The sequence below is a fragment of the Hyphomonas sp. UBA3601 genome (assembly GCF_002375605.1).
Lineage (GTDB): Bacteria > Pseudomonadota > Alphaproteobacteria > Caulobacterales > Hyphomonadaceae > Hyphomonas.
In genome coordinates this window covers 1-476 of record NZ_DFME01000035.1, presented here as the reverse complement: position 1 = coordinate 476, position 476 = coordinate 1, and the positions used below count along the sequence as shown (strand labels likewise).

The window sequence follows — 476 nt, the reverse complement described above, 5'->3', positions numbered from 1 at the left end:
CCGCCAATCTTTCCGCTCCGGCCAGCGCGATCATGGCGGCATTATCCGTACAATGTCTCAGCGGCGGCGCAATCAGGCGCGCACCTGCGCCTTTGGCCACGTCGTCCAGTGCGGCACGGATGGCCTTGTTGGCCGCGACGCCGCCCGCCACGACGAACCGTTTCGTGCCATCCTCACCCGGATCAAACGCCTCAAGCGCCAGTGCGGCCTTTGTGGCGAGAATATCGGTCACCGCCGTCTGGAAACTCGCGCAGAGATCCATCATCCGATCCTCATTCATCTCGTCTTCGGCCGCGGCGCGCGCAACAGCCGTCTTCAGCCCTGCAAAGCTCATATCGAGATCCGGCCTGTTCAGCAGCGGGCGGGGCAGGGCAAAAGCCTCTGGATTGCCCCCCTCTGCGAGGCGCTCGACCGCAGGCCCGCCGGGAAATCCGAGCCCCAGCGTCTTGGCTGTCTTGTCGAAGGCTTCGCCCACC

1 pseudogene is annotated in these 476 nt (G+C 65.1%); it reads right to left on the bottom strand.

The window, feature by feature from the left end:
- A pseudogene (locus B4F73_RS03985) lies at positions 1-476 on the bottom strand (tRNA (adenosine(37)-N6)-threonylcarbamoyltransferase complex transferase subunit TsaD); the annotation flags it as partial.